Annotated in this window: 24 protein-coding genes and 1 pseudogene; 1 reads left to right on the top strand and 24 read right to left on the bottom strand. The window is 57.7% G+C overall.

All coding sequences use genetic code 11. The annotated features are described in order from the left end of the window. Nucleotides 1–249: 249 nt before the first annotated feature. The 15 genes from ACVMB1_RS41390 to ACVMB1_RS41320 form a co-directional block, all read right to left on the bottom strand. Complete coding sequence (locus tag ACVMB1_RS41390; RefSeq protein ID WP_057018214.1) at nt 250–597, bottom strand: (2Fe-2S) ferredoxin domain-containing protein; 348 nt, start codon at nt 595–597, stop codon at nt 250–252. Between the two features lie 965 nt (nt 598–1562). After that, the gene (locus ACVMB1_RS41385; protein WP_456849783.1) at nt 1563–2036 is read right to left on the bottom strand and encodes a Rieske (2Fe-2S) protein; all 474 of its coding nucleotides are present in this window, start codon (nt 2034–2036) and stop codon (nt 1563–1565) included. Next, entirely contained in the window at nt 2033–2254 is a 222-nt protein-coding gene (locus ACVMB1_RS41380) for a hypothetical protein (RefSeq protein ID WP_456849781.1), read from the bottom strand. The genes ACVMB1_RS41385 and ACVMB1_RS41380 overlap by 4 nt, the downstream gene beginning before the upstream one ends. A gap of 259 nt (nt 2255–2513) precedes the next feature. Continuing rightward, entirely contained in the window at nt 2514–3707 is a 1194-nt protein-coding gene (locus ACVMB1_RS41375) for a DegT/DnrJ/EryC1/StrS family aminotransferase (RefSeq protein WP_057018302.1), read from the bottom strand. 5 nt (nt 3708–3712) lie between these two features. Then, nucleotides 3713–3982: a hypothetical protein gene (locus ACVMB1_RS41370; protein WP_057018211.1), complete on the bottom strand. Its 270-nt coding sequence runs from the start codon at nt 3980–3982 to the stop codon at nt 3713–3715. A 34-nt stretch (nt 3983–4016) separates the two neighbouring features. After that, nucleotides 4017–4376 (bottom strand): DUF3024 domain-containing protein, encoded by a 360-nt coding sequence (locus tag ACVMB1_RS41365; RefSeq protein WP_057018210.1) that lies wholly within the window; start codon nt 4374–4376, stop codon nt 4017–4019. A 13-nt stretch (nt 4377–4389) separates the two neighbouring features. Further along, nucleotides 4390–4629, bottom strand: coding sequence for a nitrogen fixation protein NifZ (locus tag ACVMB1_RS41360; protein WP_057018209.1), 240 nt, complete (start codon nt 4627–4629; stop codon nt 4390–4392). After that, the gene (locus ACVMB1_RS41355; protein WP_057018208.1) at nt 4622–4945 is read right to left on the bottom strand and encodes a nitrogen fixation protein NifZ; all 324 of its coding nucleotides are present in this window, start codon (nt 4943–4945) and stop codon (nt 4622–4624) included. The genes ACVMB1_RS41360 and ACVMB1_RS41355 overlap by 8 nt, the downstream gene beginning before the upstream one ends. Beyond that, the gene (locus tag ACVMB1_RS41350; protein ID WP_141713432.1) at nt 4938–5321 is read right to left on the bottom strand and encodes a hypothetical protein; all 384 of its coding nucleotides are present in this window, start codon (nt 5319–5321) and stop codon (nt 4938–4940) included. Before ACVMB1_RS41350 ends, ACVMB1_RS41355 begins: the two co-directional genes overlap by 8 nt. Before the next feature lie 158 nt (nt 5322–5479). Beyond that, the gene (locus tag ACVMB1_RS41345; protein WP_081334786.1) at nt 5480–5704 is read right to left on the bottom strand and encodes a 4Fe-4S binding protein; all 225 of its coding nucleotides are present in this window, start codon (nt 5702–5704) and stop codon (nt 5480–5482) included. A 9-nt stretch (nt 5705–5713) separates the two neighbouring features. Beyond that, the gene (gene nifB, locus ACVMB1_RS41340) at nt 5714–7273 is read right to left on the bottom strand and encodes a nitrogenase cofactor biosynthesis protein NifB (protein WP_069277627.1); all 1560 of its coding nucleotides are present in this window, start codon (nt 7271–7273) and stop codon (nt 5714–5716) included. Nucleotides 7274–7618: 345 nt separating this feature from the next. Further along, a complete protein-coding gene (locus ACVMB1_RS41335) occupies nt 7619–8482 on the bottom strand; it encodes an SIR2 family NAD-dependent protein deacylase (RefSeq protein ID WP_069277626.1) in 864 nt (287 codons plus the stop codon). Continuing rightward, nucleotides 8479–8703 (bottom strand): putative nitrogen fixation protein NifT, encoded by a 225-nt coding sequence (gene nifT / locus ACVMB1_RS41330; RefSeq protein WP_069277625.1) that lies wholly within the window; start codon nt 8701–8703, stop codon nt 8479–8481. The genes ACVMB1_RS41335 and nifT overlap by 4 nt, the downstream gene beginning before the upstream one ends. After that, complete coding sequence (gene nifS, locus ACVMB1_RS41325; protein ID WP_069277624.1) at nt 8700–9893, bottom strand: cysteine desulfurase NifS; 1194 nt, start codon at nt 9891–9893, stop codon at nt 8700–8702. The genes nifT and nifS overlap by 4 nt, the downstream gene beginning before the upstream one ends. A gap of 319 nt (nt 9894–10212) precedes the next feature. Then, a complete protein-coding gene (locus ACVMB1_RS41320; protein WP_069277623.1) occupies nt 10213–10533 on the bottom strand; it encodes a HesB/IscA family protein in 321 nt (106 codons plus the stop codon). A gap of 272 nt (nt 10534–10805) precedes the next feature. On the opposite strand from ACVMB1_RS41320, the gene ACVMB1_RS41315 reads away from it, so the two are divergent. Next, complete coding sequence (locus ACVMB1_RS41315) at nt 10806–11396, top strand: hypothetical protein (protein WP_456813717.1); 591 nt, start codon at nt 10806–10808, stop codon at nt 11394–11396. Nucleotides 11397–11403: 7 nt separating this feature from the next. Here ACVMB1_RS41315 and ACVMB1_RS41310 read toward each other — a convergent pair. The 9 genes and pseudogenes from ACVMB1_RS41310 to nifK form a co-directional block, all read right to left on the bottom strand. After that, nucleotides 11404–11798 (bottom strand): annotated as a pseudogene (locus ACVMB1_RS41310) (Rieske (2Fe-2S) protein). Nucleotides 11799–12462: 664 nt separating this feature from the next. Then, nucleotides 12463–13302, bottom strand: a complete 840-nt coding sequence (locus ACVMB1_RS41305) for a host specificity protein (RefSeq protein WP_253588063.1) — start codon at nt 13300–13302, stop codon at nt 12463–12465. A 629-nt stretch (nt 13303–13931) separates the two neighbouring features. Continuing rightward, a complete protein-coding gene (fdxB, locus tag ACVMB1_RS41300) occupies nt 13932–14231 on the bottom strand; it encodes a ferredoxin III, nif-specific (RefSeq protein WP_069277621.1) in 300 nt (99 codons plus the stop codon). A gap of 13 nt (nt 14232–14244) precedes the next feature. Continuing rightward, nucleotides 14245–14445: a CCE_0567 family metalloprotein gene (locus ACVMB1_RS41295; protein ID WP_069277620.1), complete on the bottom strand. Its 201-nt coding sequence runs from the start codon at nt 14443–14445 to the stop codon at nt 14245–14247. An 8-nt stretch (nt 14446–14453) separates the two neighbouring features. Further along, nucleotides 14454–14924 carry a NifX-associated nitrogen fixation protein gene (locus ACVMB1_RS41290; RefSeq protein WP_069277619.1) on the bottom strand — a complete coding sequence of 157 codons (471 nt, stop codon included), beginning with the start codon at nt 14922–14924 and terminating at the stop codon, nt 14454–14456. Nucleotides 14925–14930: 6 nt separating this feature from the next. Continuing rightward, nucleotides 14931–15326: a nitrogen fixation protein NifX gene (gene nifX, locus ACVMB1_RS41285; RefSeq protein WP_057018197.1), complete on the bottom strand. Its 396-nt coding sequence runs from the start codon at nt 15324–15326 to the stop codon at nt 14931–14933. After that, on the bottom strand, nt 15323–16732 hold the full coding sequence (gene nifN / locus ACVMB1_RS41280) for a nitrogenase iron-molybdenum cofactor biosynthesis protein NifN (RefSeq protein ID WP_069277618.1): 1410 nt from the start codon (nt 16730–16732) through the stop codon (nt 15323–15325). Before nifN ends, nifX begins: the two co-directional genes overlap by 4 nt. A gap of 9 nt (nt 16733–16741) precedes the next feature. Continuing rightward, nucleotides 16742–18388 carry a nitrogenase iron-molybdenum cofactor biosynthesis protein NifE gene (gene nifE / locus ACVMB1_RS41275; protein WP_456849950.1) on the bottom strand — a complete coding sequence of 549 codons (1647 nt, stop codon included), beginning with the start codon at nt 18386–18388 and terminating at the stop codon, nt 16742–16744. A 111-nt stretch (nt 18389–18499) separates the two neighbouring features. After that, nucleotides 18500–20056, bottom strand: coding sequence for a nitrogenase molybdenum-iron protein subunit beta (nifK, locus tag ACVMB1_RS41270; protein WP_456849779.1), 1557 nt, complete (start codon nt 20054–20056; stop codon nt 18500–18502). Between the last annotated feature and the right edge of the window lie 62 nt (nt 20057–20118).

Raw genomic sequence — 20118 nt, 5'->3', positions numbered from 1 at the left:
CGCGCCTGCAACAGACTTGAGTTCAGGGCTCATCGGCCCCGATCATGAGCAGGACTCCGGTCGAGGCTTCCCTCTCACGGGATGATCCAGATCCAGGGCCATAACGACGGTTCAGTAGTCCGCCGCGGCGCACGTACTGGAAGCGTTAGGGCGCCCGATCATCGTGAGACATGCCGAGATGCCAGCTGGCTGGGCGTATAGGCTGCCCATATAGACGACGCCCGGGCAAGCGGCGCTAAAGCGGAGCCTTTAGCTTCGCCTCAGCACCATCACGAGGCGGTCGACACGTTTGCCCTGCTTGAGATGGGAGTCTACGATTTCATCAACGTCTTCAGGCGTGGTAGCGCGATACCAGACCCCGTCTGGATAGACGACCATCAAAGGACCGGAGTTACAAAAGCCAAGGCAGCCCGCCACGGTGAAACCGACATCGGTGAGGCCTTGGGCTTCGATTGCCTTACCCATCCGATCCCAGAGGGCCTGCGCCCCAGAAGCGCCGCAGCTGCCGTGCGGATGATCGGGCGGACGCTGCGTGTGGCAGGCAAAGACGTGATGCCGATAAAGTTGAGGAAGCTCGAATTCGGTTTCTGCGTTCATGCGTCTATCCTGCAATCAACGGGTTCATCTGAGAAGAGACAAGATCCGGGCGCATCCGCCCAAAACGTCTTCTCTTCATTCGAACGCCGTATCGGCCATAACCAAGTTACACTCGTGCTTGCGAAGGCAGGCGAAATGAGCGGGCGACATATTGATGATCATCGCTGACCGATCAGCGACAGATGCTTGCCATATGAAACAACCCGCCATGATCAATTTCAGCGTCGTGATCTTCTTTTCCCTCATCACTTACGCGACCATCCAACTCCCCCAAAGCAAGTTCCGCACCAGATGCGCAGCGCTTGTTTCTCCAACAATCTCATTCTTCGCTCTGAGACAACCGACAATTGTGCCGAGCTCGCGACAATGTCGCCCGCCTCTGTTTCGTGCATGACAAAGGTTGCATCGCGTTCGACACTCTTCCGCCTCAGCCATTCGCAGTTCGTACGCAGCGCGCCCATGTCCCCGTTAATGCATCGACCTTGGCCGACGCCGTCGGCTGACGAGATGGCGGCGACCGCTAGGCCATCGCATGAACGGAGGCTTGGCATTGCAATTGCTACGCCCGCTTCAGCGGTCGGCCAAAAAACATCGGAACATAGGAAACTCGGGACACAGGATCGTCATTCCTCCAGACCAAACGGTCCTGTCAGTCTGGGCCTCCCCATTTCATACAGCCCAGACGGTGCCCTCGGCGAACTTGTAGCCGCCGAGGGCATTTCCTTCTCGAAAATTCTATCCACCGGCAACAATGGCCTTGCTCGCTCCGTTTGGTGAGCTAGCGCCAGAAACTTCGTTGGTGCCGCCAAGATCGCGGTTGCTGTTCGGACTCCTGCAAGACCCGCCAGCTTTCACTCTCAGTTCACACGTATTGACGCGGGTCCGGGACAGTACTCGTGAGTCCGATGGCTCTATTCGGCGATGCGTGTTAAAGCGACTTGATTAGCGGCCAAGTGATACGCCTGTTAATCAGGATGGATCGTAATATCCATGGTTTCGTCGCTGTCCTCAAACGAGTCGTACAACCGATCGTCCTCCAGTAACCTGACGCCGCACAGGCAGACGTCACCGTCGATGATGGCGAGCGCGACCGGTTCAAGCGCTTGTCCATTGCAGGGACCATCGATGCATAGCCCAGTGTCGATCTCAAATCTGGCACCGTGCCTGCTGCATCTGAAAAAGGAGCGGTCAGAGGAGAAAACCTCGCCGGAGCCGATGTTGAGCCATAAGCTGTCATGCGGACAGCGATTGACGTACCCTAAATAGTCGTCGCCGAACGTGCGAACCACAATAATTGGAAACGGGCGGCTCTCGCCGCTGTCGTCGACTCGCGACAAGCTGAAGCCCCTGGCGCCACTTCGCTCGATGGCATCGGCGGGACAGACGGCGAAAACCGCGATCTGGTCACTCATCGGATTGCCAATCATCCCTTTGCTCATCCGGGCCTCGCAGTTTCCTGCTTGAAGGCTTCGACCGTAGTCCGGGCCAGCCGGAAGGCGCCGCGGCCACGAGCGAGCGGTCGATAATTCGAGCCGACATGGGTGTTGAGCACATCAAACCACTGGTCCGGCGTGAGCTTCGCCGGACGCTCGCTGATTTGGATCACCCTCCCGTTCGGGCCGAAGCGGACGTGAATGATGACTTGTTGCGGGTCCATTGCAATTCCCTATTTAGCCGACTTTAAAGACCCGAGCCGAGACTGAGGATCTCAATTGTGAATAGCTCGGTTTCCAGCAGCTTCGCGCGTGGCCTCGAGCCGTGGATTTCAGACCGCGCCTCGCTACCTTCGAGCAGGTCTTCTTCGTGCTCACGGGCCCGCCCTTGGTCGTTCGCCTTGCTCATCTGGCGCGGTGAAGCACAACTACGATCATCGCTATTCAAATGCTCGTCCTTCCGTGTGGCGGATTATCCGCATCTCAGTAGATCGCTGCACCCGCGCCCACGTTGATCGACGCATCTTTCATGGTCTCGACAATAAACTCGATCTTGTCGTTCGAAAGATGAGTGTGAAACGGCAGTGCCAGGGCGCGATCGGCGATCTTTTCCGTAATCAGCAAATCGCCACGGCGATAGCCGAGGTCGAAATAATGGCGTTGCAAGTGCAGAGGATGGCTATAGGCGACGGATTCAATTTGGGCGGCGCGCAGATCCTCGACGATAGCGTCGCGGCCGGATCGCGTGAAGCGCGTTCCCAGATGGACGAGATAGAGCAACCAGTTAACCTCGGTCACATGAGGGCCTACGTAAGGCGGCTTAATACCTTCAAATGATTGCATATGCGCGCTGTAGAGCTGCTCCACCAGGCGACGACGCTCCAGGATTTCATCGAGACGCTGGAGCTGCGCCAGCCCCAAGGCTGCCGTGAGATCGCTCATGCCGGCCTGGTACGGTGCTGTGGCGCCGACGATCACGGAAGAGCGCTCGTCCAGGCGGTGGGCGCGATAGCGCCGCACGCCAACCGCAAGGTCGATATCGTCCGTTACCACCATTGCGCCTTCGCCGCAGCTTAGGGCCAGGGGTTGGGCAAAGTCGAAAACCGCCAGATCGCCAAACCGGCCGACCAGTTCGCCCTTGTACCGCGATCCAATTGCTTCGGTGGAATCCTCCAAAAGTGCCAGATGATGGCGCCGCGCGATCACACGCAGTTCTGACCACGGCGCGGGATGGCCGTTGGGATTACCGGCGACAATCGCCCGCGTGTTGGCCGTGATGCGCTCTTCGGCTTTCTCTGGGAGCAATGTTCCCGACCAATAGTCGATGTCGGCAAATACCGCCCGCGCACCTGCAAGACCGATCGCATGGACCGTCTCGCGAAAGGAATACGGCGAGGCAATGACCTCCTGTCCTGGCCCGACGCCGAGTGCCTTGAGCGCCAGCAGCAGCCCGATGGTGCCGCTCGATACTGCTACCGCATATTTGCGGCCAAGATAGACGGCAAACGCCTGCTCGAACGCCTCGGTGATCCGCCCATTGGAGATCTGCGGCGAGCACAGAAGCGCTTCCACGGCGGAGAGCTCGGCGAAGCTGATATCGGGATCGGACAGTGGAATGAAGGATGTATTTGCCTCCTTCCCGTCCGGGCCATCAAGCCGATGCTCTGCCAGTTCAATTCCGTTCACCCTACAGTATTCCTCTTCGCTAACACGATAGCGGTCGCCCGCTTCGGATCGGCTGTAATCTGCACGCAGTGATCCGACCCGTCGAGCAAATGCAGATCGAAACTAGGAAATTGCCGAAACGGCTGATCCGTCACATCCGACGCATCGCAGCGAACGCATGCAAGCTGCGGAAAGCGGCGCCGCAGCTCGACGAAGGGACTCGTGTCGGCGTCATCGACCGCAAGCAGTCGCTCGATTTCGATCAGTTCCTCCGCAGTGAGCGCCATCGTGACTTCTCCATGATTCGTCAACGGCAATTCGTCACTGCCAGAACAAGCGCTCGGGATCCGCGTTCAATTCGTCGATTGCTGAACTCAGGCGATGGTAAAGGCTGTAAAACTCCCAGATACCTTGCGCGTGGTTCTTGCAAAACACTTTCCAGATTCCGCTCACGGCATCATAAAGAATCAGCGCGACATCAATGAGGCCGCCATCCTTGTCGATATTGCGCGAGCAGCATGGACTTTCGACCAGATAGCCGCCCTTCACCGGCGTCACGTTCGGCGAGACATAGAGATAGCGATTGCGCGAGCTCAAGCCGCGCTCGATCCGCTTGCGATCCAGCTCGTTCGGGTGAGGGACCAGCCCGGTCTTTACCTTCCTCATCAGCCCGGCATTCATCGCGAAAGCCCCCTCAAAGCGCGGTGATTTCCTCTTCAAGACAGCCAATGAGCCGCCGCTCGCCAAAATCGACAGTATAGATCGGTACGTCCGCCTCCGTATGGATAGCGACCCTTACGATCTCGCCGGTTGCTCCGGCGCCGAGCACAAGACCCTCAGGCTCGGTATCGGGAAAAGAGCCGTCGTTGATGAGGTCAACTGCAGCTTTGACGCGCTGGCCCCGCCGATACTTCGGAAAGCGAACCTCAGTCATACACAGTCTCTTCCGGCAATGGCAGATCATCGATCTCCTCGCATGCGTCCACCGACTCAAGCTCCTTGCGCTTCATGCCAACGCGGCAGCCGCTTTCGAGGAACTCGACGCCGTAGATGTAGAATTGCTGCAAGAACGTGCCGATCGACACGACGTAACCGACATCTCCCTTCTTGACCAAAATCTCGCCGATCTCCTTGCCGCGATATGTGCCATCGTTGCGGATAGTGCGATTGGCGCGGACCTTTTCGCTAAAACTGAAGACCGGCGGCCCACTGAGCTCGACGACGTCGCTGTCCCGAACGATTTTATTCATGCACCACCCCCTCGTGGACACGCAGGGACGCCGCCATACCGGCGCATGCGAGGTCCCGCATCAATTCGTCCTTATCTCCATCTGCCGATTTACCCGCGGCAATGCAGCGCGCCACTGCATGGTAGACGTGTGGGCCAGGGGCACGCTGTGGAGCAGTTAGCGGCTCCGGCAACAGGCGCCGTATGTTCTCGACCCGCACCGGGGCGTCTAGGTCGTTCGCTGTGGCTAGCGGCCGCTCATTGGAGACACCGCGTGCCACGATGTGGCGGAACTCGAGCTCCTCGTCGCTCATCAATTGGCCGAGCTGCTGCGGCGCGACGCGGTGCGCCACGGCGCGACTAAGCTCGTAGGTATGGTCAGCCAGCATCAGCGTCACTCGGTCGCATCAAATGGAGTTCCAGCTCGGCTGGCAAGGCTGCGATGGCCCTCGTTTCGCCGCCGCAGAAACAGGGCATGGCCTTGCGCCGCGTTCCCGGGTACAGTTTCGTCCACATCATCCAGCGGCGGCGGGAATCCGTTCATGGAGCTCACCCTTCAGGCTGGCGCGTGGTAGCGCGGCCAGGACGTGTCGATGACGCAAGTATTCTCGACCGGACAGGCAGCAACACATTGCGGCTCGTCGAAATAGCCAACGCATTCAGTGCATTTTGCCGGCTCAATGACGAAGATCCCAGCCTTCTCCGAGATTGCAACGTTCGGGCACAATGGCTCGCAGGCTGAGCAGCTCGTGCATTGCGAGGCGATGATCTTGAATGGCACACAACCTCCTCACGCCGCAGAGTTCAGAGCTCCCTGTCGAATCGAAGCATCGCCGCGCTTCACGTGCTGGATCTCACCGCTCTTCACCTGGTCGAGATAGGACCGGAACCAGGCAATTGCCGACTTCTCGATGAACTCATGCGCGTATTGATCGACCGGCTCGATTCCAGCCTTGATCAGATTGCCTTTCGGGCCGCCGCCGATCTTAGCCACGAACACCGCGTGGCAGTCATTGATGCCGCGGATGATGGTGGACAGCCTATCCTGCTCCCCATAACCGCCCTGGCAGTAGACGTCTACACGGCGGTGGCCAACGAATTTTGTGCCGGAAGTGGAAAGTTCGTAGATTTGGAATTCCTTTGCATGTCCAAAGTGCTCGTTGATTATCCCCGAACCTTTGGTTGCGACTGCCACCAGAAGCGAGATCTCACTCGTCTCCCCAGCCAATTTCCCGAGTTCCTCGTTGTTGGCCTTGCCTTTGGCGGCACGCTCATCCTCTACCCGGTCGCGATAAGCCTGGCGCACGTCGAGGTCATATTCGACGTCCATCTTCATGACTTTGTCAGTGGTAAACTCCGCGCTGCGATCCTCTCCGAGCAGACCCACAGCATCGGCCCGGCACTGACGGCAGTGGCGCATCATGTTTATCTCCCCTTCACAAGCATCCTGCAGCGCCCTCAATTCCAGCGCTGTCGGCCCGCGCTGACCGTTGAGGCCAAATACTGTTCCGTACTCGGGTGCGGAGATCAGCGGCATGATATTGTGAAGGAAGGCGCCTCGCGACTTCACCGCCTTGTTGACTTCGACCAGGTGATGATCGTTGATATGCGGGATCATCACAGAGTTGACCTTGCACAGGATCCCCCGTTCGCTGAGCATCTCCAGGCCTTGCAGCTGACGATTAGTAAGTATCCTTGCCGCTTCGATGCCGGTGTAGCGCCTGTGGTCGAAGAAGATCCATGGATAGATCTTGGCGCCGATTTCGGGATCGATCGTGTTGATGGTGATCGTGACATGGTCAATCTTGGACTTGGCGATGATGTCAACATAATCGGGCAGGCTCAGCCCATTGGTTGAAAGACACAGCTTAATGTCCGGAGCCGCTTTGGCGACGAGTTCGAACGTCTTGAACGTCTTCTCTGGATTGGCCAATGGGTCGCCCGGACCGGCGATGCCAAGCACGGTCATCTGAGGAATGGTGGCCGCAACCGCAAGCACTTTCTTGACCGCCTGCTCAGGCGTGAGCTTCTCGCTCGCTACGCCCGGGCGCGATTCGTTGGCGCAGTCGTATTTGCGGTTGCAGTAATTGCACTGGATGTTGCAGGCTGGCGCCACAGCGACGTGCATGCGGGCGTAGTGATGATGCGCCTCTTCGCTGTAGCAGGGATGGTTCTTCACTTTTTCCCAGATCTCGGTCGGCAGATCGCCTTGTCCCGCCCGCGAGCCGCAACGCGCTTGGCCAATGTTGGACGAGGTGCGGCAGCCCTTATGCTCGGCGGCCGTCTGCACCATCTTTCCGGCACCTACCGCAGCTTCGGCATATTTCCCGCGTCCGACGACCGCGTTCATTTTCCAGTTCTCCCTGCAGGCAATCATCGGCCTCCCTGGAGTACCCCCGAGAGACCCTCAAGAAGAGCAGTAGCAACTCACATGCCATCGCGGAGACGATGACATTGCAGCTATACCCCAAAGGGTTAGGGGGAGCATCAACGCCCAGGCATGCAGGACCAGCAATGGCGCGAATGTAGGAAGCGCGACAAGTACGTCGTGCTTTTGGCGCAGAGCCCCACGGCTGTTGCGCTCATTCACGCACCAAGGTCACGCTCTCCCCGGCGCCATCTCTGTTGGCCTTAATGCGATGCGGCCACTTCACAACGGGCAATACGAGCTGGGGAATCCGGCTTCGCAACGCCGCTAATGGGTGAGCAGTATCTCGACCGCGCGAGGCAGACCAATCGCAAGCGGCATCAGGCCTTGCTCGCGCAGAAAACGGAGCTCATTGCGTGAGATCGCATCCAGATCGACGATTGCATAATGGGTATTGGCCGATCGCTTGATGACTTGCCGGGCGTAGCTACGCAACAGCTGATCGTTAAAGCGACAACCGATGAAGAGAAAGCTCTGTCCGATCCGCCTTTCCTTGATGATGTCCGGAATCGGTGTCTGGATGTCGATTTCGGTCAGCACCTCGACATAGTCGGCATCGGCAATCAGGAAGTTATTTGCCGGCTGCACGCCGCCGTGCGGCTTGTACAATACCGTCGCCCAGCTGTCCGCCACGACACTGTGGACCTCTCGGCCAACCGAGTCATAAAAGCGATACCAGCGATTCTCACCAATGCCGACGCGGCTAATACCCTGCACTTCGCCCCATCCATCGCGCTTATCCAGCGCCGCGCGCATCGCCCCATCATACCATGTGTCGATTATGATGGGCAGCGACAGAGACGCAAGATGATCGTGCAACCCGGTCGGCTCGACCGGCCGAGCGAAGGCCTGCGCCATCAATGCCGTCACGGTGGAGCGATGTTTGCTGATCTCGATGTGCTGTGCCGCGGCCCATGCATTGCCCTTTGCCCGCCGCGGCAGCGCAACCTTGCTGGCGAAGAACTCAGATAACGCCTCAGGTGTCGTCGGCACATCGGGTCTGGACAATTCGACGAGGCCAGGACCAAGATAAGGAACGACGCGCGCGGCCCTGAGCCCGGCAGCGACGTCCGCGAGAATGGCCTTGGCATCGGTCCCATTGACAAAATCGATCTGTGGAGTCGCCTTCACGGATCGTCACCGTTCTCGCCACGTTTTTTGGCGTTGATTGTCACCGGCAATCGTGTATCGCTTGCCATCTCCGGCAAGTCGAGCACCCAGCCATTCGCTATTTTGATCCAGCCGCCCCACAGCGTTTCGTGCTCGGATTCCACGATCGGTTCTTCGAGATCCTTTTTCGGCACATAGATCGATAGGCCCGCGTCCGGAGAGCGGCGGATCATGATCTTCAAGAGTTCAACTCCCTCGATTGCGGCGCATAGTTGGCCAGACTGGCAGACTCCCGCAAGTTGGCGCGCAATCGAGCCACGATTTCTGACAGCACGCACACGACCTCATCGACCTCGGCGAAGGAGGTTTCACGCGACAGAGAGAAGCGCACCGCGCCGCGCATGCTCCGCTCCGGTACCTGCATGGCGCGCAGAACATGCGAGGGCTCCATTGAGCCGGAGTTGCAAGCTGATCCCAGCGACACGGCAATGCCGGCGCGATTGAGATGATGGACGATTGCCTCGCCATCGAGATCATCGAAAGCGATATTAGCCGTGTTCGTTAGCCGGTTGCTGACATCGCCGAGCACCACGCACTCGCCATTATGCAAAATCCCCTGCTCCAGGCGGTCTCGCAACGCACCAATGCGAACTCGTTCCGGCTCGAGCCGCTCCAGCGCCAGTTCTGCCGCTTTTCCAAGACCGACGATGCCGGGAATGTTCTCAGTTCCGCCGCGGCGCCGACGTTCCTGTGATCCGCCCCAGATCAGCGGCCGGAATTTTGTTCCTTTGCGCAGATAGAGCGCACCGATCCCTTTTGGGCCATGTAGTTTATGTGCTGAAAGCGACAACATGTCGATCGCACTGTCCTTTAGGTTGACACGTACCTTTCCAACGGTCTGGACCGCATCTGTGTGGAACAGGGCGCCTGCCTCACGGGTCAATCCGGCCAGAAACTCCACCGGAAAAATCGTACCGGTCTCGTTGTTGGCCCACATGATCGAGGCCACCGCCGTACGAGGCCCGAGCGCGCAGCGAAACGCCTCGATGTCGAGCCGGCCGCGGGAATCCACCGGTACGATATGCGCCTTGACGCCTCGCGTCGCCAACTGCTCAACCAGGGAAAGGATGGCGGAGTGCTCAACCGATGTGGTGACGATCTCGTCGCGGTCCTCTTGGATCGCAAGCGCCGAGAGGATGGCGGCATTATTCGCCTCGGTCCCACCGGAGGTAAAAACGATCTCATGATCGTGGGCATTGCCCAACAGATCCTGCAAGCTACGGCGCGCCTGCTTCAGCGCGACTGCGACCTCGCCGCCAAACGTATGGCTGGATGACGCATTGCCGAATTGTTCGGTGAAGAATGGCAACATGGCTTGCACAACGGACGGATCGGTCCGCGTCGTCGCGTTGTTGTCGAGATAAATCGGCACTTGATCCCTCGCTTAATCTCACGCCTTGGCTGCGGCAGCTACCGGGAATAAGCGGACGAATTCGCAGAGCCTATTGACAAGCCACCCCTAAATGTCTTCCAGCGCCCCCTTGAAAGCTTGCAGAACGCGCAGGCACCAAGGCTGACCACGACACTGCCGCGATCGATCCGGTTCAGCCGACTGTCGCTGCCTCGTTGCAGAATGGGTCGGACATCTTCGATTACGACACGAATGGATAGTTCTCGGCCGGTCGGTCGTGGCGGCCGGTAATTGCCTCATTTGCTCTGATTCGGTCAGCATGCTTGACGTCTCTTTTTTGTTAGCTGAACGATTTTCCGCACGAGCAGCTCGAAGTGGCGTTCGGGTTATGAAAGGTGAAGCCTGGGCTCTCCAGCGCCATCACGAAATCGATGGTTGTGCCGACCAGATGCTCATGGCTCTTGTTGTCGACAAACACCCTCAGGCCGCCGCACTCGATCACTTTGTCGTCGGGCTTCGGTTGCTCTTCAAGACCCATCATGTATTTGAACCCGTTGCAGCCGCCTGCCTCGACCATAATGCGCAGCCCGCTTGCTGGCTGGGCCGATGATGAAATCGCGCTCTTGACCGCATTCACCGCGCTATCCGTCAGGTTGATCATGGCTTATCCTTCATCTGCTTCGGACCACTTGCTTATGGCAAGTCATGTGCCAGCGTGCAGAGGATTGATGATGTTTGCCTTTTCGGATCGTGCCTGTTGGCTTTGGCACTCGCGTCGAATTTCCGACAAGACTGCTTGAGGCGGCCTGGGCCCATTTACGCCTTTTCCTTCCAAGCTACGTCGAAGACTGCTGGCGTGGACGGCAAGCAATTTGCAGTGCGTCTCGCACCGGCCAAGGCGTCGGTGAAACGCTTAGATCGAGGACGATTTTAATGACTACAATCGAGAACACCGCGCTCGGCAGACTTGAGAGGGAGGGCCGCCTGCTCAATGCCGTATTCAAAGGCGGGACCATCAAGCCTGGCCGGTTCGGCTTTCGCGGCGACATCGCACTGAAATTCCAGACCCAGGTCGCGGACGAGAAACGGCCGCCGGACTATTCGATCGAGCAGGTTTTGACGATTGCGCAGAGCGGGGAACGGGTCATTCCGGTGCTGGCCGGCTATCTGCATTCATTCGCGTATCTGGCCGACGTTGCGGGCGTGCTGGACGGCGCGTTAAGCCCAGACGGCAGCTACTTCATGTTCTGCAACAACATAGACCTGCTCGCGAAATACCGAGTCAAGCTTGGTGACGTTATCTTTCACGTCCTGCCGTGCGATGAATCCACGGTTTGGAAGGAGATGATGGACCTGGTCGGGGTCAACAAGGATGATATCAGGAAACTCGATTCAGGTGGCAAGCTCGATTACCTGCTCGATGCGGCAAAGGATCTCGATCTGTCCGATGACGAGATCTCGTACGAAGATGGACTTAAGAAGATGGCCCCTGTGAAAAACCGCAACGAAAACCGGCCCGTCTGAACAAGCTTCATCCGTTGCGGGAAGCATCGTCTTCGACAAGACTCACGCCGACGGCGCAGATATCTCCATCCAGGACTATCAACGCGATCGGCGTGAGCATTCCACCCTTACAAGGACCTTCGACGCATTGGCCGGTGCCGAGCCCGAAGGTCGATCCGTGCTTGCCGCACATCAGTCGAACGCCGTATGGATCGAGGAATTCGTTCCGCTCCCAGTCCAGATTGACGCCGTTGTGCGGGCATTTATTGACATAGCCAAGCACGCTCCTCCCCATCGGATCACAACGATGGACCACGGCCGTCGATTACCCTCGTCATCTATGACCATAAAATGGAATCCCATGGCTCGGCAGCTTGGAATATCTTTAAAGCCGCAAATCGCGTAGACGGCATCTGGCTGCATTCGCTGCTCGCTTAATGTTAGACGTCTTTTACTGTCGCTGTGCAATCAACCATGCAGTGCAAGATCCTTGTTGACACGGTTCTACGGGTCAAGGCCAATCCACGCGAACATTTGGCTTTGCGCTGCGACATCACTACGCGGCACAGCCTTCGCCACCGTTCTGGAACTACTTGCCGGCCCATCAAACGCACTGTCGCTCGCAGAACATCAATGCCTTCCGACAGCACCGAATAAGCCAGATTGCGCACGTGAATGCCACGACAAGTGATCTTGGCATACTTTTGAATGAGTGAAGCGTCTGGATTTTGGTGTTTATGCCAAGACACGCTGATGCGATTGGGGGCAGGATTGCAACCGCGAAACCACACTTAGCCGTCGCCGGTGGTATTCGAGTTGTTCCGGCTCACACTTCACGGTTGCGACCGCCAAGCATGTTGCAACAACTTACGATCGCAGCTCGCGGGTGCCCGCGCCTTTCGGTCCACCGGCCGGGGTATCTAGGTCCTGCCGATTCGGCGAAGCACAACGCTAGGCTACTTCCGGCAAGGACCGCAAGCCCGAGATCCAGACGAGAGGGAGCGCGAGCGAGCATGCGCTCCCTTCTGGAGGTTAAGACTTTTGCGCTAGCAATGAGGAAGGACCAGTCATCTTCGAGCCAGTCTCGTCATTCCGAATCGTCTTGCGCCAGACCCATTCTTTCCATGGCGCGCTCCAAATAGAACGCAGGATCATCGTCGGAGGATACCGTCTCGAAATTGCCGACATCATTACCATCAGAATTGGAAAGATACTTTGTAGGCTTGTCCGTTCGCTGCCACTGATCGTTCTCGTTCTTCGTCCACACCTCGGGATGCTCGTGAGGATCAAGCACCCAGTAATTGCGGCCGAAGTGGACAAAACCCATTTCCGCCAGACGTGGTTCCATGCCTTCTACGGCAGGACGTGACAAGACCAGCGGATATTTGCCGTCCATTCGCAACTGATGCTCCAGCAAAATATCCCCAGCATTCTCGACCAGCGGATGAGTAACGCGGAGATCTACCACGGACGTGACGTCGCTACGCCCAAACTGCCGCAGAAAACGTTCTCCTTTGATCGTGGCGGGGCCACCTGCCCTTAGAAGCCCGACACTTTCGTCACCCAGTTGATAGCTGTAGAATTTTGCCTGTTTGTTCGGATCATCGTAAGTGCTGGCATAGCTTCCAGCAACCGTTGCCGCGCGCTCCGCTTTCTCGGATACGAAATCCGAGTACTCTTCTGGGTTACTTGCGATTTGCATGATGTCGCTACCCAAATATCTTCTTACTCCATCCATGAAGGAAGATCGGTTAATCTCGATGATCGGAGGACTGGAAGTGAGAGTGTATCGCGTCATTGATGAGGACTCACCCGGATCCATACCCGCCACCGCCTCCGAAAAGCGGGAGCTATCTCCCGCCTCTTCCCATTCGGCCTGGCTACCGCTTGCCGACTGATCGGACGCACCAACGATTCTGCCATACATCAGCTTCGCTCTCCTATCGGCAAAATTGCATGTTGTTGAGCTCGTGCCGCGCAAGCTCTGCGGGTGAGGATATCCAGACCAGCTGACCACAACCTGACGCACAGGCAAGGCGCCAGTCCGAAACTTTCACGCGAACGCTAAGCCATCAGCAGCGCATTGCGATTCGACGATATGTTTTCTCCTGTTGAGGAACTGCACTCCTATTGCGCTAGACTGGTCGCGCCTGAGCTGGCTCTCTGCGTCCTGCAGGTCTGATCCGACCGCTAGCACCGTTCCTAGCAAGGGATATTGTCAGCCACCAACGGCCGAGGCTTTGGCCGTGATCACGTCGGTTCGGAGCTAGGGACTAAAGCTAGAGACCAAATAAAGCGCAAGACTCGGTCGGGGACGATCAGGGAAGGGGATCTGTCCACGGTCATACCATGACCAAACGTACACTCCTCCTGATCCCCAACCGAACAAGCGTGCCGCTGCATCGGAAATAGCATTTCGCAATTCGTTACGACCTAAAACGGTTCGCGTTACAGCCACGTTCCGGTCCGATCTTTGTTGCGGTCACTGCTCAGGAAGTTCAACGATGGCTGTATTTTTGACCGCAACGCCCTGCGGGGGAGGGATACGGCGGCGGGTCAGACAGCTTCAGCTTCGGCCGGAACGTGGGTTTGGCAGTTGGCCGGACAAACCCTACTGCAGGCGCCGCAGCCGATGCAGGTGCCCTGATCACTCAGAACCATGACTTTTTTTTCGATCTCATCGTCATTGTCATCGTCGAGATCGACAAGTTCGCCCTCCTCGTTGATTCCTTTCAACGTCATGACGTCCCGACCGCACACTTTGAAACAGCGGCCACAGCCGATGCACTTTTTGCCATCGATCGAGACCAGATAGTCTGGCGTCCAGTCGCGGCCATCGCGCGTTGCAAATGACATGAGTCGAAGCCCTCTAGGTATTTTCCAGCGCCTTCAAATCCAATCTCTTGCGTTCGAGTTCGGCATAGGCATCGTGCGCCTTCTCTGCCACCGCCTTGATCGACGTCCAGTTGATGGGAAGTTCTTCCGAAAGATCGTGCAGATCCATTTTGGCTTGTAACGCTTTGGCCGACAGTTTCTTTAGTTCTGCCTTCAGTGTTTCACGATCGCTCATGAGTGCCCTCAATAGTTCGCCACGTCCGGAAATTTACGGATCAAGTCGATCCCGCTCCTGCCATATTTGTCTCCCTCCTGTGCGAGCATTGCGAGATTATCGAAACCAAAGCGATGCACATCGCGCAGCTGTTTGTTCACCGCGACCAGCCGACCTCCGATCAGCACCATGCGGCCAAAGCCTTCATGATGCATCTTCAGAATCGGCTGGATCATCACGCCGGTGGCCTTCTCAATCGAGAGTGCAACCGCATTGAAGAACAGCTCCAGCCGCCACAGCGTATCGGGATCAGGATCGCCGACGATCGGCAGCGCACGCCGCTTCTCCTTGTCCAAGATATAGGGTTCGAGCAGGTCGAAATCGCTCTTTGCTTCCCACGCTCCATTGGCATCCTGAGCGCGCCATATCCTGACGAGTTCCTTGAGGAACGGCGCATCAAGGTCGCCACGCGGCTGCTCCATTTCTACGGCCTCGGTCATCTCACCTCATTCGTCGAACTCGAATGTGCGGCGTTGGTCCTTCGCCAAGGCCTTGCGGAGCCAAGGCGGCGGCGTGCCCTTCAGGACGTGCTCGAGCTTTTCGAGCAGCACAAGGATGTTCTCTGGCTTGTTCACTTTGATGGGATGGATATTGTTGGCGACCACCCGCGCGGCGCCGGCACCGCCGATTGCGGCAACGTACAGGATTGCGCAATCCTTGATCGCTTCGATCTTCGGCGCCAACTTATCGTCGTTGCCGTCTTCCTTGAGATCTCCCTCAAACTCAACCGCCTTGAGAAACACGTGTCCGCTTGGCGCGACATCGTAGATAGCGATATTCTTTGCCCAACCAAAATGGGCATCGACCTGTCTTAGGTCTTGTGTGGCGAACGCGACCTTCATGCAATCGACCTCTCAGTCGCTCCCTCGGAGCTGCGGTTGGCGGCCGCCGCTGGCAGTGCGGCCCGACCCCGCCAGCTATCGGGCGTGGGCTGATGATTCTCCTCGCGGTCCGCGATCAGGAGATTGGCGATGTCGAAGATCAGATCGCGCGTACCACGATACCCGATGGATAATTGGTGTCCTGCGCCAAGCCGATCGAACATCGGAAAGCCGGCTCGATAGAACGGAATTTTCAGCCGAGCCGCCGCTTGCCTACCATGCGAATGCGTGATCAACAGGTCGCAACGCCTGGTTTTGGCAAGCTCTTCCAGATCCTCGAGATCGCCAATCAGCACCTCTTCGGTCTTGATCCGCTCGATCACGGCCGACTGCGTAGTCGTCACCGCCACGGCCACCTCCGCACCCATGTCGTGCAGCATACTGGACAGGTCGAACAGCAGGTCGGGCTCCGCCGCGATCGCAAGTTTGCGACCGCCGATATGGAAGTGCGTATCCAGCATTGCATCGGCCAGCTGGCCACGCTGGCGCCGATACTTCGACGGGACGGGGCGACCGCTGATCTCGCTCAAGAAAGTCATCAAGTCGTCGTTCGGATCGAGACCGCACAGCCGTTCGAACAAGCGAATGGGCACGCCAGTTTTGGCCTGCATGACCTCCGCTGCTCGCCGCATTTGCCCGCCGACCGCGATGGTCCATCCGGCACGCCCCATGCTCGCGATTTCGTCGACGCCTATGCCGCCGATGGTCGTTGCCGTAAACTCGTCGGGAATATGCCCATCGAGCGACCCCGCCAGATCAGGCAGGAACGACGGCCGCAACCCAAAATCCTCCAGGATCGTGCGGAGTTCATCAAGGTCACCGGGCGTGAGGTGACATCCTGGAAGAACATTCACCCTCGATGGATCGCGCAGGCCGCTGACGTTTGGCCTTTCCACCAGCAAATCCACAATGCGCGCCACAGCCTTCTCCCAGCCGTCCTGGAACGCACCTTTGAAATCAGGCGTGGAGACATAGACCAGCGGTAATTTCGCGAGCTGCGGATGCTTGTCGCGGATCAGCTTGAGGTAGGCATCCACATCGTCGCCGTTGGTCTCGGTGACGCCCGTCGAGCAGATTCCGATGATTTTTGGCTTGGTCCGGTTATAGATATTGAGTATCGCCTGCTCGAGATTCTCGTAGCCGCCCAGCACGGTCGCGACCTCGCTCATCGCGGTGGTCTGCAGTGGTACAGCTTCCTTGAAATGCCGCACAAAGAGGGTGAGCCCGAAGGAGGTGCAACCTTGTGAGCCGTGCAGAAGCGGCATCGCTCCACTTAGCCCCATGAAGGCAAAAGCGGCGCCGATCGGCTGACTCATCTTCAGCGGGTTAACCGCGCATGCTTTTGTCGGCACCGTGGCAATGGCCATGACACGTCCCTATTCGGCGGCTTGCAGCCCGGCAGGCGGCGAAGACGACAGAACGTCCTCGATGCGTTGCTTGCAGCAACCACCGACTGCATTGGTGTGGCCTCTGACTGCATCGACGCTGCTTAAGCCATGAGCGTAGATCGCATCTTCAATTGTGCCGAGATCGACTGTGTTGCAGAAGCAGATCTTCCTCGCGCGCCGCGCCCCCTCCGTGACTGCCGGATCGCCGGCGACCACGGCCACCGGCGGCTGCATCTGCACCATCGCCTTGGCCAAGGCCTGCCATGGCGCTGGTCGACGTAGCTGCTCCCACATCGGGTTGAAGAGCGACTTATCGATCTCCTCCACCAGCTTGACCATTCCGACATAGCCCATATAGGCGTGGCACCGCTCCTGGTTGATATCGAGCCAAGGCATCGCCGCCTTCAACGCAACGAACTGCGATTTGCCGCCCGAAAGCATGATGTCCGCCTTGGCCTCCTTCAACATCTTGTACATTTCGCGCGGCGTCATATCCTCGATCATGTGGGTATCCTGCCCCATCAGCTGCTTGATGCGTTTCTTGTCCTCCCTCGTCGATTTCTTCACGCTGGTTCCGACCAGTTCGAGACCGGCCTGCTGGAGTGCCGCAACAACCGACCAGGACTTGACGCCGCCGGTGATCAACAAAGCCTTCTTGCCCTTGAATCGTGGCTTGTACGGTCCGATCGCGGCCCATGCTCTCGCTTCCTCGCGGGCGATCACAGCTTCGGTGCGTCCAAGCAAATCCTTCGGCGCGCCGCGCTCAACCAACAAGCGGGCAATCTGGCGCAGCGATTCGCTTGAATCCTGGATGCCGTAGAACGATCCTTCGAAGAACGGAATGCCGTAGCGTTCCTCCATTTTGCGTGCGACGTTGAGCATGGCTTTCGAGCACACCAACATCGCCGCCCGTGCCCGATGGGATGAAGCGACTTCGCGATATTTGGCATCACCCGAGATGCAGGAGAGAATCCGGACTCCAAGCTCATCCAACAGAGGCTTCACTTGCCAGAGCTCTCCGGAGAGATTGTATTCTCCGATGAGGTTGACATCGTACGGTGTGGTGTAGTCCGGCTCTTGCGTTCCGATCACATAGTCGAGTAAGGCCTCGCCGGCGAGTTTGTTACCGAGGTTCTTCGAACCAACGAACCCCGGGGAATTGATCGGGATCACCGGCTTGCCGAACCTTTGAGACGCCGCCTTACAGACCGCGTCGATATCGTCGCCGATCATGGCTGGGATGCAAGTCTGATAGACGAAGACAGCGGGCGGGTCGTGCTTGTCGATGATCTCCTTGATCGCTTTGCAGAGCCGCTTCTCGCCTCCAAATACGATATCGGTTTCGCTCATATCGGTCGTGAATGCGGTGCGCCACAGACTAGAGCCGGAAGACGCCGCGCCGCGATTGTCCCACGAATTGCCTTCGCACGCGATCGGACCATGTACGAGGTGAGCGACGTCGGTAAAGGGCTGCAGCGCAATTTTTGCGCCGTCGAACGCACAGCCGCCCGCAGCGCTGCCAGGCTGCAGCTGTTTGGTGCAGCCCTTTTTGCGCTCAGTCTCCGACTTACTACCATTCTTGGCGCAGCCCGGTTCGTTGAAAATACGCTGGACCCTGGCCGCTAGCGAGCTCATTCTTTTTTCCTTTCGATCGAAATCAAATGCAAGGCCAACCATCATGGCCAACCACATGTCTCTTGCGACATCGCCGAAGTCCTCGGCGATGTCGCAGCGCATTGTCTGCCATCAACGAATGATGTCGAAGCTGTAGTCGGTTTTGCCTAGAACATTTGTTTTCTTGTCGATTTCGTCGAAGATCTTGTCGAGAATCTTCACCAGCACATTCAAGCCGCCCTGATAGCCCCATACAGGGGAGCGGTGATGGTGATGTCGATCGAAAATCGGGAATCCGATGCGAATCAATGGCGTTCCCGTGTCGCGCTCCAGATACTTGCCGTGGGTATTGCCAATCAGAAAGTCAACCGGATCGGTAAACAAGAGCGAACGCATGTGCCAGAGGTCCCGCCCCGGATAGGCTTGGCAAGCCTGCCCAAATGGCGAGCTTGCAAACAGCACTTCCATTTTTTCCTGCCACGCCTTGTTGCCGTTGGTGGACAGCACATGAGTCGGTTCGGCACCGAGTTCGAGCAGAAAGGCAGCCAACCCATAGCAGAGATCCGGGTCGCCGTAGATGGCGAACTTCTTGCCATGGATATGCGCGCTGGAGTCCGCGATGGCATCAACCAAGCGACCACGCTCTCGCGCAAGTTCCTCCGGGACCTCCTTGCCACTGATGCGCGATAACGCCACGAGAAAATCATCGGTTGCGGATACGCCGACCGGGTAATTGAAAGACACAACGTCCTGGCCATGCTGGGATACGAACGGCAGCGTTTTTTCCGTACACCATTGCTGCATGGAGATTGTCGCCTTGGCGTGAACCGCGTTAGCCGCATCTTCCAACGTGGTACCGCCGTCGTACATTCGGAACTCGCCGTCGGTCGGGGTATCGAAAACTTCAGAGTTATCGGCGAGAATCGTGTGCTTAATGTCCATCAATGCCAAGATTCGCTTGATCTCGCGAAGGTTTCCAACGGTATTGCCATCGAAACCGCCGATGATGTTGATTGCCTCGTTTGGCTCGCGCTCCAGCTTCGGCGCTGTTCCTGCCTTTCCGTCCCAAAAATGCTCCAGGATGCCCTTGAGCGCATTGTCATAGCCAGTGACGTGGCTGCCGACGAACGCCGGCGTGTGAGCGAACGGCACGTCGAACTCTGCCGGAACCGAGCCCTTTTCCTTCGATGTCTTGATGAAGGCGTTGAGGTCATCGCCGATCACCTCAGCCATGCATGTCGTCGAGACCGCAATCATCTTGGGCTTGTACATGTTGTAGCTGTTGGCGAGCCCGTCGATCATGTTGTTCAGCCCGCCGAATACAGCGGCGTCTTCCGTCATAGATGAAGACACGCAGGAGCTCGGCTCCTTGAAGTGCCGCGACAGATGGCTGCGGTAGTAGGCTACGCAGCCTTGCGAGCCGTGGACGAAAGGCAGCGTACCCTCAAAACCAACCGAGACGAATACGGCCCCAAGCGGCTGGCAGGCCTTGGCCGGATTTACCGTGAGCGCCTCCCGCGCAAAATTCTTCTCGCGGTATTCAGCCGTCTTGGTCCATTCCTTGATACGTTCGACCTCGGCAGGATCGCGGGGATTTTCGAACATCTTCTTGTCGGCCAGCATTTTTTGGTATTCTGGACCACGGAACAGTTCGACATGATCGAGCACATGTTCTGCACTCTGCGCCATTGTTAAGATCCTTTACTATCGAAATTGATGTCGCCCCAACTCTCCCCAGAGAGCGGGATCGG

The sequence above is a fragment of the Bradyrhizobium sp. USDA 4504 genome (assembly GCF_054063995.1).
Note: the sequence above shows the minus strand (reverse complement) of the source record. Positions and strands in the feature narration are given on the sequence as shown.

Coding starts and splice junctions, on each gene's coding strand:
- ACVMB1_RS41390 (WP_057018214.1), bottom strand. CDS start 597: ATGAACGCAGAAACCGAATTCGAGCTTCCTCAACTTTATCGGCATCAC.
- ACVMB1_RS41385 (WP_456849783.1), bottom strand. CDS start 2,036: ATGAGCAAAGGGATGATTGGCAATCCGATGAGTGACCAGATCGCGGTT.
- ACVMB1_RS41380 (WP_456849781.1), bottom strand. CDS start 2,254: ATGGACCCGCAACAAGTCATCATTCACGTCCGCTTCGGCCCGAACGGG.
- ACVMB1_RS41370 (WP_057018211.1), bottom strand. CDS start 3,982: ATGGCGCTCACTGCGGAGGAACTGATCGAAATCGAGCGACTGCTTGCG.
- ACVMB1_RS41365 (WP_057018210.1), bottom strand. CDS start 4,376: ATGAATGCCGGGCTGATGAGGAAGGTAAAGACCGGGCTGGTCCCTCAC.
- ACVMB1_RS41360 (WP_057018209.1), bottom strand. CDS start 4,629: ATGACTGAGGTTCGCTTTCCGAAGTATCGGCGGGGCCAGCGCGTCAAA.
- ACVMB1_RS41355 (WP_057018208.1), bottom strand. CDS start 4,945: ATGAATAAAATCGTTCGGGACAGCGACGTCGTCGAGCTCAGTGGGCCG.
- nifB (WP_069277627.1), bottom strand. CDS start 7,273: ATGAACGCGGTCGTCGGACGCGGGAAATATGCCGAAGCTGCGGTAGGT.
- ACVMB1_RS41320 (WP_069277623.1), bottom strand. CDS start 10,533: ATGATCAACCTGACGGATAGCGCGGTGAATGCGGTCAAGAGCGCGATT.
- ACVMB1_RS41315 (WP_456813717.1), top strand. CDS start 10,806: ATGACTACAATCGAGAACACCGCGCTCGGCAGACTTGAGAGGGAGGGC.
- ACVMB1_RS41305 (WP_253588063.1), bottom strand. CDS start 13,302: ATGTATGGCAGAATCGTTGGTGCGTCCGATCAGTCGGCAAGCGGTAGC.
- fdxB (WP_069277621.1), bottom strand. CDS start 14,231: ATGTCATTTGCAACGCGCGATGGCCGCGACTGGACGCCAGACTATCTG.
- ACVMB1_RS41295 (WP_069277620.1), bottom strand. CDS start 14,445: ATGAGCGATCGTGAAACACTGAAGGCAGAACTAAAGAAACTGTCGGCC.
- ACVMB1_RS41290 (WP_069277619.1), bottom strand. CDS start 14,924: ATGACCGAGGCCGTAGAAATGGAGCAGCCGCGTGGCGACCTTGATGCG.
- nifX (WP_057018197.1), bottom strand. CDS start 15,326: ATGAAGGTCGCGTTCGCCACACAAGACCTAAGACAGGTCGATGCCCAT.
- nifN (WP_069277618.1), bottom strand. CDS start 16,732: ATGGCCATTGCCACGGTGCCGACAAAAGCATGCGCGGTTAACCCGCTG.
- nifE (WP_456849950.1), bottom strand. CDS start 18,388: ATGAGCTCGCTAGCGGCCAGGGTCCAGCGTATTTTCAACGAACCGGGC.
- nifK (WP_456849779.1), bottom strand. CDS start 20,056: ATGGCGCAGAGTGCAGAACATGTGCTCGATCATGTCGAACTGTTCCGT.